General features: G+C 37.6%; 14 protein-coding genes. 10 read left to right on the top strand and 4 right to left on the bottom strand.

Annotated features, from left to right (window positions below):
- Positions 1–8: 8 nt before the first annotated feature.
- Positions 9–2,465 carry a sensor domain-containing protein gene (locus ND812_RS02725; protein ID WP_265374166.1) on the bottom strand — a complete coding sequence of 819 codons (2,457 nt, stop codon included), beginning with the start codon at positions 2,463–2,465 and terminating at the stop codon, positions 9–11.
- Positions 2,466–2,703: 238 nt separating this feature from the next.
- On the opposite strand from ND812_RS02725, the gene ND812_RS02730 reads away from it, so the two are divergent.
- From ND812_RS02730 to ND812_RS02745, 4 genes are all read left to right on the top strand, one after another.
- The gene (locus ND812_RS02730) at positions 2,704–3,270 is read left to right on the top strand and encodes an LIC20153 family lipoprotein (protein ID WP_265374167.1); all 567 of its coding nucleotides are present in this window, start codon (positions 2,704–2,706) and stop codon (positions 3,268–3,270) included.
- Positions 3,271–3,342: 72 nt separating this feature from the next.
- The gene (locus tag ND812_RS02735) at positions 3,343–3,936 is read left to right on the top strand and encodes an HmuY family protein (protein WP_265374168.1); all 594 of its coding nucleotides are present in this window, start codon (positions 3,343–3,345) and stop codon (positions 3,934–3,936) included.
- Positions 3,936–6,098, top strand: coding sequence for a TonB-dependent receptor plug domain-containing protein (locus ND812_RS02740; protein WP_265374169.1), 2,163 nt, complete (start codon positions 3,936–3,938; stop codon positions 6,096–6,098). Before ND812_RS02735 ends, ND812_RS02740 begins: the two co-directional genes overlap by 1 nt.
- Complete coding sequence (locus ND812_RS02745; protein WP_265374170.1) at positions 6,073–6,717, top strand: hypothetical protein; 645 nt, start codon at positions 6,073–6,075, stop codon at positions 6,715–6,717. The genes ND812_RS02740 and ND812_RS02745 overlap by 26 nt, the downstream gene beginning before the upstream one ends.
- Here the strand turns inward: ND812_RS02745 and ND812_RS02750 are convergent.
- Positions 6,714–7,238 (bottom strand): DUF3015 domain-containing protein, encoded by a 525-nt coding sequence (locus tag ND812_RS02750; RefSeq protein ID WP_265374171.1) that lies wholly within the window; start codon positions 7,236–7,238, stop codon positions 6,714–6,716. The two genes, ND812_RS02745 and ND812_RS02750, sit on opposite strands and share 4 nt — an antisense overlap.
- A 14-nt stretch (positions 7,239–7,252) precedes the next feature.
- Positions 7,253–7,387, bottom strand: coding sequence for a hypothetical protein (locus ND812_RS02755; protein WP_265374172.1), 135 nt, complete (start codon positions 7,385–7,387; stop codon positions 7,253–7,255).
- 274 nt (positions 7,388–7,661) lie between these two features.
- Between ND812_RS02755 and ND812_RS02760 the strand changes: the two genes are divergently transcribed.
- A complete protein-coding gene (locus ND812_RS02760) occupies positions 7,662–8,585 on the top strand; it encodes an FAD-binding oxidoreductase (protein ID WP_265374173.1) in 924 nt (307 codons plus the stop codon).
- Between the two features lies 1 nt (position 8,586).
- On the top strand, positions 8,587–8,808 hold the full coding sequence (locus ND812_RS02765; protein WP_100716083.1) for a transcriptional coactivator p15/PC4 family protein: 222 nt from the start codon (positions 8,587–8,589) through the stop codon (positions 8,806–8,808).
- A 5-nt stretch (positions 8,809–8,813) separates the two neighbouring features.
- Here the strand turns inward: ND812_RS02765 and ND812_RS02770 are convergent, their stop codons facing one another.
- Complete coding sequence (locus tag ND812_RS02770; protein ID WP_265374174.1) at positions 8,814–10,460, bottom strand: VWA domain-containing protein; 1,647 nt, start codon at positions 10,458–10,460, stop codon at positions 8,814–8,816.
- A 75-nt stretch (positions 10,461–10,535) separates the two neighbouring features.
- On the opposite strand from ND812_RS02770, the gene ND812_RS02775 reads away from it, so the two are divergent.
- From ND812_RS02775 to ND812_RS02790, 4 genes are read left to right on the top strand one after another with little or no spacing between them, the layout of a single operon-like run.
- Positions 10,536–11,246 carry a 7-carboxy-7-deazaguanine synthase QueE gene (locus ND812_RS02775; protein ID WP_265374175.1) on the top strand — a complete coding sequence of 237 codons (711 nt, stop codon included), beginning with the start codon at positions 10,536–10,538 and terminating at the stop codon, positions 11,244–11,246.
- Complete coding sequence (locus ND812_RS02780; protein WP_265374176.1) at positions 11,246–14,089, top strand: DEAD/DEAH box helicase; 2,844 nt, start codon at positions 11,246–11,248, stop codon at positions 14,087–14,089. The genes ND812_RS02775 and ND812_RS02780 overlap by 1 nt, the downstream gene beginning before the upstream one ends.
- A gap of 39 nt (positions 14,090–14,128) precedes the next feature.
- Entirely contained in the window at positions 14,129–15,385 is a 1,257-nt protein-coding gene (locus ND812_RS02785; RefSeq protein ID WP_265374177.1) for a dicarboxylate/amino acid:cation symporter, read from the top strand.
- A gap of 2 nt (positions 15,386–15,387) precedes the next feature.
- Positions 15,388–16,239, top strand: a complete 852-nt coding sequence (locus tag ND812_RS02790; protein ID WP_265374178.1) for an SGNH/GDSL hydrolase family protein — start codon at positions 15,388–15,390, stop codon at positions 16,237–16,239.
- Positions 16,240–16,241 lie beyond the last annotated feature (2 nt).

The raw sequence follows: 16,241 nt of genomic DNA on the forward strand, positions 1-16,241 counted from the left end.
AATTTCGGCTATTTTGTTTTGGCGGATTCGTTAAATTTTTGCACAAACGCAACAAATTCTGGCTCAGGTAATGGTTTGCTGTATAAATACCCTTGGATCATATGACAACCCAAGTCATGTAACAAATCCCTTTGTGCAGGGTTCTCAACACCTTCCGCTATCACTTCTAAACCAAGAGAATGTGCCATATTGATGATTGCCTTACAAATAGCGCGATCATCTTCATTGAGTTCCAAATCTACAACAAAGGATCGATCAATTTTAATCACATCAGCGTTGATTTTTTTGAGATAACTCAGTGAACTATAACCAGTTCCAAAATCATCAATCGAAACTTTGATACCGAGGTCGGATAAATACTCAAATGCCTCGATACTTTTTTCTGGATTCTCCATGATCGAACTTTCAGTAAGCTCTAATTCAATTTCTTCTGGATTGATTCCAAATTGTAAAATTGTGGCTTGTACACGATGAGACCAGTTAGCGCGCGCTAGTTGTTTACCACTCACATTGATACTAAGTGGAAAAGTTGGTAGATTCTTTTCACTCCAAGTTTTTTTCAATCGACAAGCTTCTTCTAAAACCCAATCCCCAATTCTTTCGATGATACCCGAGTCTTCTGCAACGGGAATGAATTCAATCGGTGGAACCCAACCTCTTTCTGGATGTTTCCACCGGATGAGAGCCTCGGCTCCACAAACTTGGTTGGTAATCGTAGAGATTTTAGGTTGGAAAAATAAAATTAACTCTTCGTTTTGGATGGCCTTTCGAAGTGAGTTTTCAATGTACAAACGTTTTTCGGATCGTAAAATGAGTTCGTTTGTATAAAATTTATAATTATTTCTGCCTAATTCTTTTGCTTTGTACATGGCCATGTCAGAATTTTTTAGTAACTCGGCAGATGTTACACCGTCATTAGGTGAAAGAGCAATTCCCATACTCACAGTTGTGAACAAATCTCTTCCCATGATATGAAATGGTTGGCTTAAGATATCTAAAATTTTTTGCGCAAACTCAGCAGCCGCACTTTTATTTGGAACATCAACTTTCAGAATTGCAAATTCATCTCCACCAAAACGAGCAACGGTATCCACTTCTGTCATCACTCGTTTGAGTCTTGCTCCTACCATTTGTAATAAAATATCACCTTTGGTATGACCCAAACTATCATTGATGAATTTAAAATTATCGATATCAAAAAAGTAAAACGCTAGTAAGGTTTCGGTTGATTTATGATTCTTTAGAGCTTGGTTCGCATGATCAATAAAAAGAGTACGATTCGATAATCCTGTCAATGCATCATAATAAGCTAGGTAGGTAATTCTTTCTTCCGATAATTTTCTTTCCGTAATATCTACACCAAAACTAATAAAACGTTTTTGTTTAGTTTCGGAATCATCAATCGGAATGTACTTTCTTAAGAGATAAGTTAATTTGTCATTATGGTCTTGGATGAGCTCTTCGAATTCAACAATCTCATTTTCTTTTGCAGCGACATCTAGGAATTTTTTCCTTCGTTCATAAAACTCGGGAGGTAAATCTAATTTTTCAGCAAGTTCGAGATCTGTTTTTTTATATAACCACTTACGGATTTCTTTATTAGATAAAAATACGGGATTTGTGTATTCATATTCAAAATCTGAATTTAACACGGCAATATCTGAATCCAAATTATCCAAAATAAATTCATAAAAGGCTTTTTGGTTTTTGACTTGTTCTTGAGAACGTTTCCGTTCCGTGATATCTCGGAACGTTGCCCATATTGCCATCTTTCCATTCACTGGAAACAAACGAAAAGAAGACTCTGTAGGAATCAATCTCCCAGATTTTGTTCTGAGTGCAGCACTTTCGATCAAGTTTCCTTCAAACTCAGTATCTTCATCTACTTCAACTGGTGGCATAAAGTAAGAAAATTCTTTTCCAATAATCTCATCTAATGTATATTCCAGAACAACAACTGCTTGTTTGTTCGCATTGATGATTTGTTTGGTAGTTGGGTCAATTTGCATTAAAATGTCCAATGACTCTTCAAAGACATTTTCTAAAACAACAACCTTCTCGCGAATTTTATCATAGGCAATCGATCGGTTCATATCTTCTATCAAGCGTTCTGCGAAGTTTAAGACCAAATCCAAGGTACCTACTGAATATGTTGGCTCTGTTAAATGCAAAAATGTGGGATGCGCAACTTGAGAAAGTTGTTCTGGTAAAAGAATGTTAGGTGATAAAATAATATAAGGGGATTCGGGAAAATGTTCAAAAATAAATTTTTGTTTTTCCATTGCATTGGAATCATTCCAAAATAAAAACACTGCTGATTCTTGGATAGAGCCAGGTTTGATTTTTAAGATTGATGGGAAACTATGTACATGACAAGTTTCAATGTTCGTTATGTCACGTAACAGCCGATTGTAGAAGTTATGATCAGATTCTTCAATATAGATTGTGATTTGTTTCAGTGACATGATCTAGGCATAGTAGACGAAAAATCCTTTTCCTTACAATAGATTTTTTTAACCATACGCGTATGCGACATGAGAGCCATCGATCCATTGTTTGTGAGTACCGTATGACCAAACATAAGGAAAATAGACTCTTTCTGTCACAGTACTGTCATGGTTTGAAAAAAAGATCATTCTCTATAAAATGATATTGATTCTCAATAACAGTACGGAAGTTTGGATAAAAAAGACCGAGGTTCTCATGAATTTCTTAGCTACAAAGTTTAAAACATTACTTCTACTGGCTCTCTTAGGTGGACTCACCTTCCAGTGTGAAAAAAAAGAAGATAACAAAGACACTGTGACGATTGCGGCACTAGCTGCTCTGACAACCTCTGCTGGGGATTGTTCTGTCTCTGCATCAGGAAAAGCAACAATCAACACATGGACAACTGATATAACAGGGACTACGTCCGGAACAATCTCAAAACTCGGATCTGTGCCAATTGTAGGACACACAACAGCAGCCATCAAACTCACTTCGGATGCTTCAACTACTGTGACTGTGAATGGAAGTGCTTTTATCATTGTATATAAAGCGGATGCTTGTCCATTATCTCCTTCCAATTTAGCAAGTACTCCTTCTAATTTTTCAATTTCAGGAGCAACCGATTCCAGTAGTGAATTTCCTTCGTCTTATAAAATTGCAAACAGCACTGCGACGATTACCTTTAATGGAACTTCTGGTGCAGGTGGATATTATGTATTCATTTATGCAATTCCAAGAAATGGACAATCAGCAGCAGTTAACTATACTTTTTCTCCATAAACTGTGATTCGTAATCTAAGCATCGGATTATTACTTTTAAGTGTTTCATTTTGCGCAAGGCAGAAGTCTGCTTTGACGGATGAAGATTTGTTAGTGAATAATTTAATCACTAGTTTAGTGAATGCAGGAAATCCTAATGCCTTGGATAAAATTGTATTCTCCCGTTCCAATGGGGATGGGAGTTATACAACCAGATTTAACGCCACCAATTTAGATTTTTATATCTATTTCCAATTTGAATCGAATAAACAAATTCCATTTTCAGAGAAAGATACATTAACATGGGATATTGCATTTAATCGCTATAAGGTGGCAACAAATTCAGGTGATACCAATCGGTTTGGACTAGGTGGTGGTTGTAAAAGTAATACAACTGATTTTGGAATTGCTAGTTCCACATCGGCAACATCACAAGGTTGTACAAGTTTCACCACAGACATCTCCACTACAACCCAAGGGATAGGTGGAGCTGGTGCCGTTTATGTAGGGAATCCTCTTGTAACCGAGTGGTATTTTTACACAATCGGAAATTTAACTCCAAAACCTGATATCTTTCTCATCCGCTCTGGGAATGGAGCATCAACTTACGCTGTTCATATAGAAAATTATTATAGTGATGCAGGAACCTCAGGTTATCCCACTATCCGTTGGAAAAAACTTCCTTAATGATAACAAATCTACATTTTCTATTTCCTATCATTTGTTTGTTTTTACTCTTTTTAGGGGAACTCCGTGCGCAAACTCGCACTAATGGAAAAACGACAAAACCAACACCTAACACAGAGATCACGGCACCTAATTCACAACCGGCTCCTCCTGTTGATACAAAATCTGAAACAGGACAAGAACAAACGCAAACGGGGACTGTTGAAACAAAACAGGAAGAAAACACAGAAGAAGATCGATTTAAAGAGTTAGAAAATAAAAACGGAATTGTTGTTACTGGTTCCCGTGGAGAACGTCGCCTCAAAGACTCAGCTGTTGCCACAGAAGTAATTTCCCGCAAACGAATTGAACAAACAGGTGCGCGTAACCTAGGTGAGGTGTTAGATACCCAACTTGGAATCAATGTAACTCCATTTTTTGGCGGATCACAAGTTCAAATGTTGGGCCTTGATTCGAAGTATGTATTATTTTTAGTGGATGGACAACGGGTTGCAGGGCGACTCAACAACACAATCGATTTGACTCGATTTAAAGTGCAAAATATCGAACGGATTGAAATTGTAAAAGGTAGTTCTTCTTCTTTATACGGAGCCGATGCCATTGGGGGTGTGATCAATATCATCACCAAACAAGCAGAAAAACCAGAACATTACCAATTCCGTACTTCCTATGGAAATGGCCGGCAAATGAATTTCGGAACTCAGGGCGAAAAAAACATGATCGCCGATGTTGGTTTCAAAAATGATTTTGTAGCGACTAATTTTTTTGGTGGTTTCAATCAATCCGCAGCTTACGACTTAGATCCGAGGACTCCTGCAACCACAGGAAACTCTTTCCAAGACAATAGTCTTGGAGGGAACATGACATTTAATCCGGATGGTCAATTCAAAGTAAAAACTGGAATAAACTATTTAAATCGTAACCAAGCTGGTGTCGATTCAAGAGCAACTGGTGGTGTGTTTGATCGTACAAATATGACAAACGACTTCTTAGCGTTAGGTGCTCTTGAATACACATACGGAAAACGCAATATGGTTTCTCTGCGAGGTAATTTTTCTCGTTGGGAAAACCATTACAAATTGGACCAAAGAAATTCGAATGAGCTCGATGTAAAAGAAATTACCAATGAATTTTCTTCGCAAGGTGTCGCACAGATAGATCATGAAGTTCACAAAGATCATATGATCACAGCTGGTTTTGAATCGTTTTCCGAAGAGTTACAAACAGATCGATTGGAACGAAGGAATGCATACCGAACAAGACGTGCTGCTTTTATCCAAGATGAATGGGTAGTTTGGCGCCAAGGTTTTGTTTGGCGATTAGTTCCTGGAGTTCGGCATGATGTGGATTCACAATTTGGCGGGCAAACTACTCCTAAAATTGCAACAAAAGTCGATATCACAAGTAATCTTGTATTTCGTGCCAGTTATGGAAAAGGATTTCGACCACCTTCGTTTCGCGAATTGTACTTACGTTTTGAAAACCCAGGTGTTGGTTATACCGTCGAAGGAAATGACAAACTCCGACCCGAAAAATCAACCACAGTGAATGCTGATCTCGAATACACTCCTTATAAATTTTGGACATTATCCCTCAGTGTGTTTCGAAATGATATCACCGACCTAATCCAATATAGTTTTGGAACTCGTACCAGTGAATTTGCCACTTTCCAATTAAAAAATGTGCAACGCGCGTATACAAGAGGTGTGGAAGCTGGATCGCGTGTTCGTTTTTTAAAGTATTTTGCATTAGAACTTGGATATAACCAGACTGATACAAGGGACCTAACAACGGATAGACCTTTAGAAGGTCGTGCCCTCCACCAAGGTACTATGAACTTTTTTGTGAATGCTCCAGGTGGTTGGGAATTTGCACTTCGCGCCAAACGGCTAGATAAACGTCCATTTTATAGCACTACGAATGATTTTACGGCAGGGACAAGCACAGCTCTCATTGACCAACAAACAAAGAGTGTTGAAGAAAATAACAAAGTGGTGTATGGAAAAGCATTTACACTTCTGAACATTCGAATGGAGAAAAAATTTTTTGAAGGGAGGATGTCGCTATTTTTAGGAGTAGACAATGTTTTGGACCAATACGAGCTTACTTACAATCCTATTCGTCCAAGGTTTTACTATGGCGGACTCCAAGCTACATTCTAAATTCAGTTCGCTTTTACTCTTACCCTTAGGCATTTTTTTATTTATTTTCTCCAACCAACCTCTATTTTCCGATGAATCGAAGTTAAATGCAAAACAAAATAAAATTCTAAAGGAAACGTTTGCTTATTTAGAAACATTAGAACCTAAACGGATCAAAATTGATAAAACCACATACAACCGACACAGTCAGTTCGAATCGTTTTTTAAATTTCCTTTTTCGGGCAAAAAACTTTCCCGTTGGATCCAATCACGCAGCAAAAAATATACATTTGGTTCCACTGGAGATTACGTTGCCATGTACCAAGACGGAGAAATTCTTTTGGGAAGGGGGTTTTTTAGCCTCAACCGATTGGATCGGCTACTCGTTTTATTACATGAAGCTAGGCATGCAGATGGTAAAAATTATAGCCATGTGGTTTGCCCCGATGATTTTCCTTATCTGAATACCCGTGATTGGAAAATCCACCCTGCGGGTAAAAAAGGATGTGACTCTGTACCGGATGGAGGTTACGGAATCACAGCTTCGTTTTTATTTGAATTAGGTGCTTATGGTTTTTTAAGCCAATCAGATGCTGCGTATCGTTATAATTCGGAAATTTCCCGAGTGATACGCGACTAATGCATACAAACAGTTTTTAAATTGGAATGCGATGCAATTTGAGTTTTAAGACGAGTTAAAATTTCCTTGGATCGATATTGATTTTCCAAATCTGTCATACTAAATAAATACGAATGATTTTCTTTCATTAATTTGCCCAATTCATTTGCATGAGTTGGACAACCAAGTAGAGTCGCCATAGCCCTAATCCTTTCACCCCTCCCTTTTGTTGCATCTAACTCTAACGTACCTTCATTATAAGCAATGAATACTTCCTGTGCCATTTCTTGTTTCACAATTCCATCTGTTGTACAATTGGATGTACCTGAAGTAATTCCAAACGTTTGTGATGAAAAACTGACATTCGTTGTCGCAGCTAGAACTTGCCCAATGTCATTTTTCCAAACAGGGACCATGGAACCAAGTCCACAACCTGCCATTCCATAAGGCTCTGCTTGCATGGGTTGATTGGTAAAAAGTAAAACTAAACTAATAAATGTTATATGGAGAAAAAGAAATGTCCTGCCCCGAAATGTATGCATAAACAACTCCTAGTTCAAAATGTAAAAAGGGACTCGGAACTATGGTCGATGTGAGGGTGCTCGGAACCACGGGCTAAAACCTCACCTGTCATAGAAATCACAGCCCATGTGGTTTCAGTTTTGGTTTCAGTTTGCAGAGATTGGAGCATTGTATTCGTAAAATTCTCCAATTTTTGGTGAAGGACGGAGCTAGGAAATGGATAGGACTTCTTTTCTTGTACTTCTGTCGATCTCATGCAAATGATTTCCCTTTGGTTTAAGGATCGGCGGGAGAGCCGGAATGACTAAAGTTTAAAAAATCCAAATTTTGAGTCAAGGAAGAGACATAATTCTTCGGACGAAAAATGAAAGATCCAAGTTCTCCTTTTCCCGAACCCCAACCTTGCCAAACTTGACGTAAAACCACCTGTTACGAGGACGACTTTGCTTACCCCTCAGATTAATTTATTCAAAAAATCCAATCCCATCCAAGCCCAAGTCTTAGCAAACACCCGTTTGACTCCCGAACTCGGCAAAGGAAAACGCCAATCCAAAGAAGGTGAGGCCGCGGTCCACCGCATCACAGTTGCCATCGACCATTCTGTTTACCCGTATATGATTGGGCAAAGTGCTGGGATCATTCCTCCAGGCCAAGACCCAGAAAAACAAGCAAAAGGCCTAGCTGATGCCAGTTATACGGTGCGGCTTTATTCCATTGCGTCTCCATCCTATAGTTTTGGCCAAACCAAAGACAATATCGAATTCATCGTCAAACGTGACAATGTGTATGATGAAAACGGAAACCTTCTCCATAAGGGGGTTTGTTCCAATTACATCTGCGACTTAAAACCTGGAGATGTGGTGACGATGACTGGTCCTGCAGGGAAAAAATTCCTTTTACCACAGACGGATTTTAAAGGTGATATTTTCTTTTTTGCGACCGGAACAGGGATCAGTCCTTTTTTTGGAATGGTGGAAGAGTTACTCGTCCAAAAACTAATCCAATTCCAAGGCCAACTTTGGCTCATTTACGGAGCACCGTATTCAGATGAAATTGTCCTTCGTGATTATTTTGAAGAAAAAGCAAAAGAACACTCTAGGTTTCATTTTGTTACCGCAATCAGCCGCGAAGAAAAAAACAGTTTTGATGGTGGAAAGATGTACATCACCCACCGTGCAAAAGAAAATGCCGAAGCCATTAAAAATGCTGTGAATGGAAACGGTAAGTTTTATATTTGTGGCGGTCCTAAGGGAATGGAGAAGGGAGTGATTCAGGAAATCATGTCTGCATGCGGAACTGAGATCACTTACGAAGCATTCAAAAAAGACCTAGAAGAAAAAGAACAATTATTTGTAGAGACGTACTAACATGGCAAAAACAGGAATCATCCGAGACATTGACAAGGGAAGAGGGGAAGTCATCCGAGTGGAGATTTCCGAATACAAAGGACAAACTTTTTTTAACATTCGAGTTTGGTATACAGATCCCAATGGAGAATTAAAACCAACCCAGAAAGGGATTGCCATTGCACCAACTCTTGTCAGTGAATTAAAAGAAGCAATTGAGGAAGCCGAACGCTGGTTAGCCTAACCAATTCAAATGATTTGATCCCCTTCATTCGCATAAACGATCCTCTGTAAAATTTCTTTTGCAGAGGGCAAATTTTCTGCGACTCGGATGTGATTGTACAACCTCGTAATCTCAAAGATTTTTTTCACTGAGTCACGAATGTTTGTGACAACAAGTTCTCCACCTCTCCTCCGTAACCATCCCACAATTTGAATTACCATACCGATTGCGGAAGAATCAATGTGAGACGTTCTGGAAAAATCAATGATCATATAACGGAAACCTTCTGCAATTTTTTGTTCCATCAGTTGTTTGATCTCAGGGCATTTATACAAATCAATATCACCGACTGTCTGGTATTCAAAAATTTGGTCATGGACCACTACATCTTTTAAATCAATTTTATCAGTTCCTTTTGATAAAAATTGTGAATTCATGAATAAATGTTTATGTAAATCATCAGACTTGGTTGCCATTTTGGATTCCAATACTAATAATCTATTGAGTAATGAACCTAATGCATTCGGTGCAAAATGGAGATTATTTCTGATATCTTGGATTAAGCCAAATAACATCGTTTTGGCGTCTTCTATTTGTTCTCGTTTCACAAACTCTGTGATTTCTTTGATACCCAAAGTTGCATTGGCAATTAAAATTTCAACAAGCACATCTGGGTCTTGTTTTCCTCTGGTTTTTCCTCTTTCAAACGAATAGGACTCTTTTACGTTCTCTAAATGATTTTGTTTCAATAAATTGTAATAGGAAACATTCACCTCGCAAAAGGGAGTTTCTGTTTTATGAACACGATCATCAATCTCTAATCGTAATACCAAATTCCGAAGGTCATCAGCTCTCAAATCTCCTAACTGTAGATTGATTTTTTGACGAGAAATGGTTTTGGCATCTCCAATAAATTCATCAAATTCTTCGAACACTTGGTGGGTTGTTTCTGACAATATCTGTTTCAAACGAACACCTGGTGCTAGTTGGAGTTCTACATCAATTGCTTGTGCATACAAAGCTCCAATGTCACCAAATTCTTCAAAAAAGATATCGGATGCATTTTCTGGATTGTCGATGTAATGAAAATTACCCCCACCTGCCTTTGCTATTTCCACCAACATTTCTTCGTTAAAATCATTCCCCACACCAATCGTTGTGGTAGAGATTCCCATTGCTAAATGATCACTAGCAATACCTACAAGAGCTTCCTTTTCTTTTAGTCCTGATGTAGGATTTCCATCGGTTAATAGTAATACACGTTTGTATGCATTGGGAATTTTGGTTTGAGTAAGACTCTTAAGTGCAGATAACCATCCACCACTTAAATTGGTAGATGTTGCCACCTGAATGTTTCGAATTTTATCAGTGACAGAAACTTTTTCTGTTAGGTGAGTGACTGGTTGGATCAGTTGAACATCAGAAGAGTAAACTACTATGGAAACAGCATCATGTCTCGTTAACCAATTGACAAGAGCACAAGAAGCATCAATCACTGCTTCCATTTTTTCTCCTTTCATTGACCAACTTTTATCAATGGCAAGCCCAATCACGAGAGGTTTTCGATCTTCTACCTTGGGATTGGCAGGAGTTCGAAATCGTAACAAGAGATGGTTTTCTTGGATTTCTCTCTCTAGGATGATTGGGTATTCCAATTTTGCTTCTAAAAACATAACCTCAAAAGCAAATTCCGAATTAATGTTTTCGCAAGAACAATTTCAAAGAAACTGACAGGAAGGGAAACGACCATGTACGGAAAAATTCATGAAATTTATTCATCCATTTCAGGGGAAGGAATCTCCCAAGGAATCCCTACTGTTTTTGTAAGGTTTGCAGGGTGTAGTTTACGTTGTGGTAAAACAGAATCAAGGGCATTGTGGTGTGACACTCCCTATGCACTTGGCCCTAACCAAGGAGAATCTAAACCATTCGTTTCCATCATCGAAGAAATCGAACAATTCGACAAAGAACATGGATTCCAAATTTTGCTTACCGGTGGTGAACCTTTAGAAGGCCAAAACCGGGACTTATCAATTTCCATTGCAGAACATATTTATACCTACCGTAAACAAAATGGAAAACCTTATCCAGCTTCACGTGTGGAAACCAATGGTAGTGAAAAAATCACCCTCGATCCATTTTTTATATTCACCATGGATTATAAATTACCTGGTTCCGGGATGGAAAATCGTATGGATTCAGAAAATTTCAGGATCTTAGAAAAGAGACATAATTCACTTGACGAAATTAAGTTCGTTGTGCGAGATAGAATCGACTTTGAGAGAAGTATCGAAGTCATTCGCGAACAAAAAATACAGACAAATATATTGTATTCGCCAGTCCACGGTGAAGTGGATGCCAAAGAACTAGTTGAATGGATAAAAATAGACAACCCACCTAAGTGTCGTTTGTCGCTTCAGATTCATAAAGTACTTTGGGGAAATCAGAAAGGAGTTTGATGGACATCCCTACTCAATTAAGTTTAGATTTTGAAACAACGGTTGAACCAAAACAATCGAAAGAGTATGGGTTTTTAATCGACGAACCAGAGTTAGGTCTCGCAAAAGTTACAAAAGAAACTGCCACCTCAGTAGAATTATTCTTCGAATCGAAAGAATTATTTAGAACTGTCAATAAATCCAATCGTAATTTACATTTTTTAAACCAATACCCGGAATCACTTCGAGTTTGGGAAGAATTTCCCAAAGCGATGGACCTTGCTCTTACCGCAAGCCAACTCAAACTTACTTATAATTTTAATAAACTTTCATCACTTTCGAATTCTAGAACTCGATTACTCCCTCACCAAATCGAATCCACTTTTATCGTCGCCAATAGTTTAAAACCTCGTTTCATTTTAGCTGATGAAGTGGGCCTTGGGAAAACCATCGAAGCCGGCCTTGCCGTCAAAGAATTGATGTTTCGACGAGGATTGAAGCGTGTGTTAGTTGTAGCTCCATCACCTCTACTTGTCCAATGGCAACAAGAAATGAAAAACAAATTCAACGAAGAATTTGCGATTGTTCGTCGCCGTAATTTTGTAACAAACGGACCTGATCATTGGAAAAATTTTAATAAAATCATTACTTCCATCGACTTTATCAAAAACCCAAGGTATGCAGAAGAAATTTTGGCTACTAAATGGGACATTGTTGTTTTCGATGAAGCACATAGGCTCCGACGTGATTATTCTAAAATCACACGTGGTTATCTATTTGCTGAAAAAATTGCACGTAAAACAGAATGTTTACTCCTTCTCACTGCCACACCATTTCGTGGAAAATTAGAAGAGTTATTTTACCTATTACATCTTGTTGATCCAAATATTTTGGGTCCTTATCACACGTTTATCAACGATTATGTTGTTGGCCAAAAAGGGGATCTTAAGGAAAAAATCTCCAAAGTATTACTCCGCCGTCGGAAAGTGGAAGTGGGTGGATTTACCAAACGATTTGCCAAAACGGTTCGAATCGATTTATCTCCCATTGAACGGGCGTTTTATGATGAAACCACTGAGTATGTAAAACGTGAATACAATATGGCGATGGGAACTAAAAACCGTGCTATTGGATTTGTAATGGTGGTTTTCCAAAAATTACTCGATTCATCTGTCATTGCCTTACTCTCCGCTCTCCAAAAAAGAAAGTTTATGTTGGAATCCAAATTCCATTACATGAAGGAACATGAAACAAACCTTGATGATTGGGATTTAGATGAAACAGAAGGTGTGGAAGATTTTATCACAGAACTGGAAGACGAAGAGATGTCTAGTTTCCAAAGGATTAAACGTGAATTATTCACGCTCAATCGATTGATCCATTTAGGAAAACAAATCAAAGAAGATAAAAAAACACAGAAACTCAGAGAAACTCTCTATCGATTGAAAAAAGAAGGTCATAAAAAGTTCATCATCTTCACTCAATTTCGAACCACACAAGACCATTTACAATCGGTCTTAGAACCAGACTTTAAAGTTTCTCCTTTCCATGGATCTTTGAGTATGGATGAAAAAGAAGTCGCCATCCAAAAATTCAAAGAAGACTACGAAATCTTAATCTGTACAGAAGCAGGTGGAGAGGGACGAAATTTACAATTTGCTAACATACTGTTTAATTACGATCTTCCTTGGAGTCCCTTAAAAATTGAACAAAGGATCGGTAGGATCCATCGTTTTGGCCAAAAAGACAATGTGTATATCTTTAACTTCGCATCCAAAGACACTGTAGCCGAACGAATTTTAGAAGTATTAACCAATAAAATCCGTTTGTTTGAAGAATCCATTGGTGCTTCCGATGATTTACTCGGTACAATCGAAGAAGAATTAGATTTTAACTCTAGTTTGATGAAATTTATCACAGGTACAAAAACTAAAGAAGAATTAGAAACCGAATTTGACCTTCGTATCCAGGTTGCTCAAAAAGGTTTTGAAAAACTGAATGCCCTTGTTACACCGAAGGTATTGGATTTTAATTTAAAAGATTATTATGATCACACTCTTGAAGAAAGAGAATGGAATAACAGTCACCTAGAAGAAGTGGTTTCCGAAGGATCTAAATTTTTTCAAAACCAACTCCCTGGTTCCTTAACGGCCGTTAGCAAAGGAGCTTATGAGTATAAAAATTTAGAAGGAAAAGTTAAAAAAGCAACTTTTGATTCTGATTTAGCACTTACCAATGATTCTTTGGAATTTATGGCATTTGGTCATCCATTTGTGGAGAAGGTAACAGAACTTTTAACTCAAAGTGATGTTGGTCGTAAGAAAAAATACTTATACTCCAAAGATCTGAGTCAAAAAATCCTTTTTGTCTTCCAAGTTGAGTTTGATTTTTCGCTCAAACGAAAGGATTTATTTTTCATTGAATACGATTTGAAAAAAAAGAGATCTGTTGTATTCACTGACAAACCCAAGGAATGGATGGAGGGTAAAACATACGTACCTGAAAAGGAAATCGCCCTTTCCAAACTCGAAGAAGCATTTATTCAATGTTATCCCATCGTAGAATCAGAAGCAGAGAACAAAAAAGAAATCTTACGTAAAGAAACACTCTCCATTTTCCAAAAAGAAGAATACAAAGTAGAACTCTCTCACCAAAAAACAATTCGACAATTGGAAGAAAAATTAATGCGCCAAGAAGCTGCTTACAAATGGGACAACCGACCTGAAAAAAAAGCAGTGCTTCATAAAACAATGAAGGAAATCCAGAGGGCAAAGGATGAATACACTGTAGAAATGCGCAAAATTAAAAATGGAGCGAAAATTTTCCACAGGATCCAACTTTTCCAAACGTATATCTGCATTTAAATTCATTTACATAGAATTTCAAAAGGAAAAAATTTGGGAATGTCACTTCCCAAAATTGCCTTTTGGAAACAAATTCTCATCTCTTTAGTGTTAGGTTTATCTTTAGGAATTAGTTTAAATCCTGAATCCGGAATCGTTTCTAAAGAATCGATAAATCCCTATTTACCATGGCTTAAACTTCCAGGTGATATATTTTTAAACCTATTACAAATGATCATGATTCCACTTGTGATTGTTTCCATTGCACTAGGAGTTTCCAGTCTAAAAAATCTGAAAGACCTTTGGAATTTGGGCAGTAAAACATTAATTTATTTTATCTTCACAACCATTATTTCTGTAAGCATTGGTGTTTCGCTTACTTTGGTTTCCAAACCTGGGAACCAAATCCAAAACAAAATTCAATATCCATCAACGACAGATTCCATCTCGGTCAATGTATCTAAGGATAAGGAAGAATCGATTCCTGAAATCATAACAAATATCATCCCGAAAAACATAATTAATGTTTGGTCGAAACAACAAATGTTATCGATCGTATTTCTGGGAATGATGTTAGGAATTTTTTTTCTAACATCCAAAGAATCTGGAACAGCCCTCAAAGCATTTTGTCATTCCTTGGAAAGTTTTTGCCTCTGGGTGGTTTCTTTGGCAATGAAACTTGCCCCACTCGCTGTAATGGGCCTGATGAGTTATGCCATGGTTCAAATTGGTTTTACATTAGTTATGGGCTTGATTACATACATTTTGACTGTGTTAGTTGGACTATTTTTGATTTTGTTATTTTATGGATTGATAGTGTTCGTTTTTACAAAACAAAACCCAATCTATTTTTTTTACTTAATTCGTGAGATCCCAATTTTGGGTTTTTCCACATCCAGTTCGAGTTCTGTTTTGCCTTATTCACTCAAAGTCGCAAAAGAGAAGTTAAAACTAAAAGAAACAGTAGCTGATTTTGTTTTACCCTTGGGAGCCACTATCAATATGGATGGAACAGCCCTATACCAAGCAGTTGCCACTGTATTTTTAAGCCAGGTGTACCAAATTGAATTAAGTTCAATTGATTTGTTTTTGTTAGTTGGAACAGTAACAGCAGCTTCCATTGGAACAGCAGCCACACCTGGAGTAGGTCTCGTAATTCTTTCCTCCATCCTTTATACCTTCCATATACCCATAGAAGGTATTACAATTCTTTTTGGTGTTGACCGCTTTTTGGATATGTGTAGAACTTCAGTAAATCTGACCGGCGACCTCTCTTGCGCTTATATCATGGACCATATCTGGAAGGAAGAAAAATAATTATGAAAAAACTTAGATTCATATTTTTAATTGGGGTCACAGTATTCCTCATACATTGTGACAAAAAAAAGGATCCAGTAAATGATTTTGAAACAAATTTACTATGTACTACCCTTGCAATTTGTAATGGAGAAACACCAGCAAAAACGGGAATCATTGGTGATAGTTGGACCGACCTTTTATTAGGTTTTCCATTTGTCGAAACCCTAAGACCTCAATTAGAAAATCGATACAATTATAAATTTGCGGGAGCAACTTTGGGTGGAAAAACTCTACAACAAGTTGTTAGCCAAGGACTCCAGTTCCAAGTGATCGACCAAGGCGGCGCTGATATGAAAGTTGTTTTACTTTCATTAGGTGGAAATGATATCCAGGCGAATCTAAATGAATACATTGGAAATATCAGCGCTGTCCAAGCTCAAAGATTTGCTACCATCAAAGCAAATTTAAAACAACTCATCATCACCGGTAATGCATATAAAATCTCTCGTTTTGGTGGTCCACCAATCAAGTGGATCATTCATGGGTATGATTATCCAAATCCATATATGTCGCCAGTGATTGGAAGTTCAGATGAAGGTTGTAAATCTAAATTCGATCGAATTGGACTGATTGTTCCTGATGCAGGTGTATTTACTTCCACTCAACTTGATGCTTTTAACAACTTACTTGTTGATATCACAAGAGAGGAACCTTCACTGATTTATGTTGATTTAAGAAATACATTGGGTGGAAAACCTGCTTCAAGAGCTGAATTGATGTTAGATTGTATTCATGCCAATAATTTAGGGTATACACTTCTAGCAGATAAATTGGCGAGATTGATTTACCCATTCACAAATATAGGACTATAACC

The organism is Leptospira limi (assembly GCF_026151395.1).
GTDB lineage: Bacteria > Spirochaetota > Leptospiria > Leptospirales > Leptospiraceae > Leptospira_A > Leptospira_A limi.

Bases quoted from the DNA above. Each gene is read 5' to 3' on its own strand.
- ND812_RS02725 (WP_265374166.1), bottom strand. From the start codon at position 2,465: ATGTCACTGAAACAAATCACAATCTATATTGAAGAATCTGATCATAAC.
- ND812_RS02730 (WP_265374167.1), top strand. From the start codon at position 2,704: ATGAATTTCTTAGCTACAAAGTTTAAAACATTACTTCTACTGGCTCTC.
- ND812_RS02740 (WP_265374169.1), top strand. From the start codon at position 3,936: ATGATAACAAATCTACATTTTCTATTTCCTATCATTTGTTTGTTTTTA.
- ND812_RS02745 (WP_265374170.1), top strand. From the start codon at position 6,073: ATGGCGGACTCCAAGCTACATTCTAAATTCAGTTCGCTTTTACTCTTA.
- ND812_RS02750 (WP_265374171.1), bottom strand. From the start codon at position 7,238: ATGCATACATTTCGGGGCAGGACATTTCTTTTTCTCCATATAACATTT.
- ND812_RS02755 (WP_265374172.1), bottom strand. From the start codon at position 7,387: ATGCTCCAATCTCTGCAAACTGAAACCAAAACTGAAACCACATGGGCT.
- ND812_RS02765 (WP_100716083.1), top strand. From the start codon at position 8,587: ATGGCAAAAACAGGAATCATCCGAGACATTGACAAGGGAAGAGGGGAA.
- ND812_RS02770 (WP_265374174.1), bottom strand. From the start codon at position 10,460: ATGTTTTTAGAAGCAAAATTGGAATACCCAATCATCCTAGAGAGAGAA.
- ND812_RS02775 (WP_265374175.1), top strand. From the start codon at position 10,536: ATGTACGGAAAAATTCATGAAATTTATTCATCCATTTCAGGGGAAGGA.
- ND812_RS02780 (WP_265374176.1), top strand. From the start codon at position 11,246: ATGGACATCCCTACTCAATTAAGTTTAGATTTTGAAACAACGGTTGAA.
- ND812_RS02785 (WP_265374177.1), top strand. From the start codon at position 14,129: ATGTCACTTCCCAAAATTGCCTTTTGGAAACAAATTCTCATCTCTTTA.
- ND812_RS02790 (WP_265374178.1), top strand. From the start codon at position 15,388: ATGAAAAAACTTAGATTCATATTTTTAATTGGGGTCACAGTATTCCTC.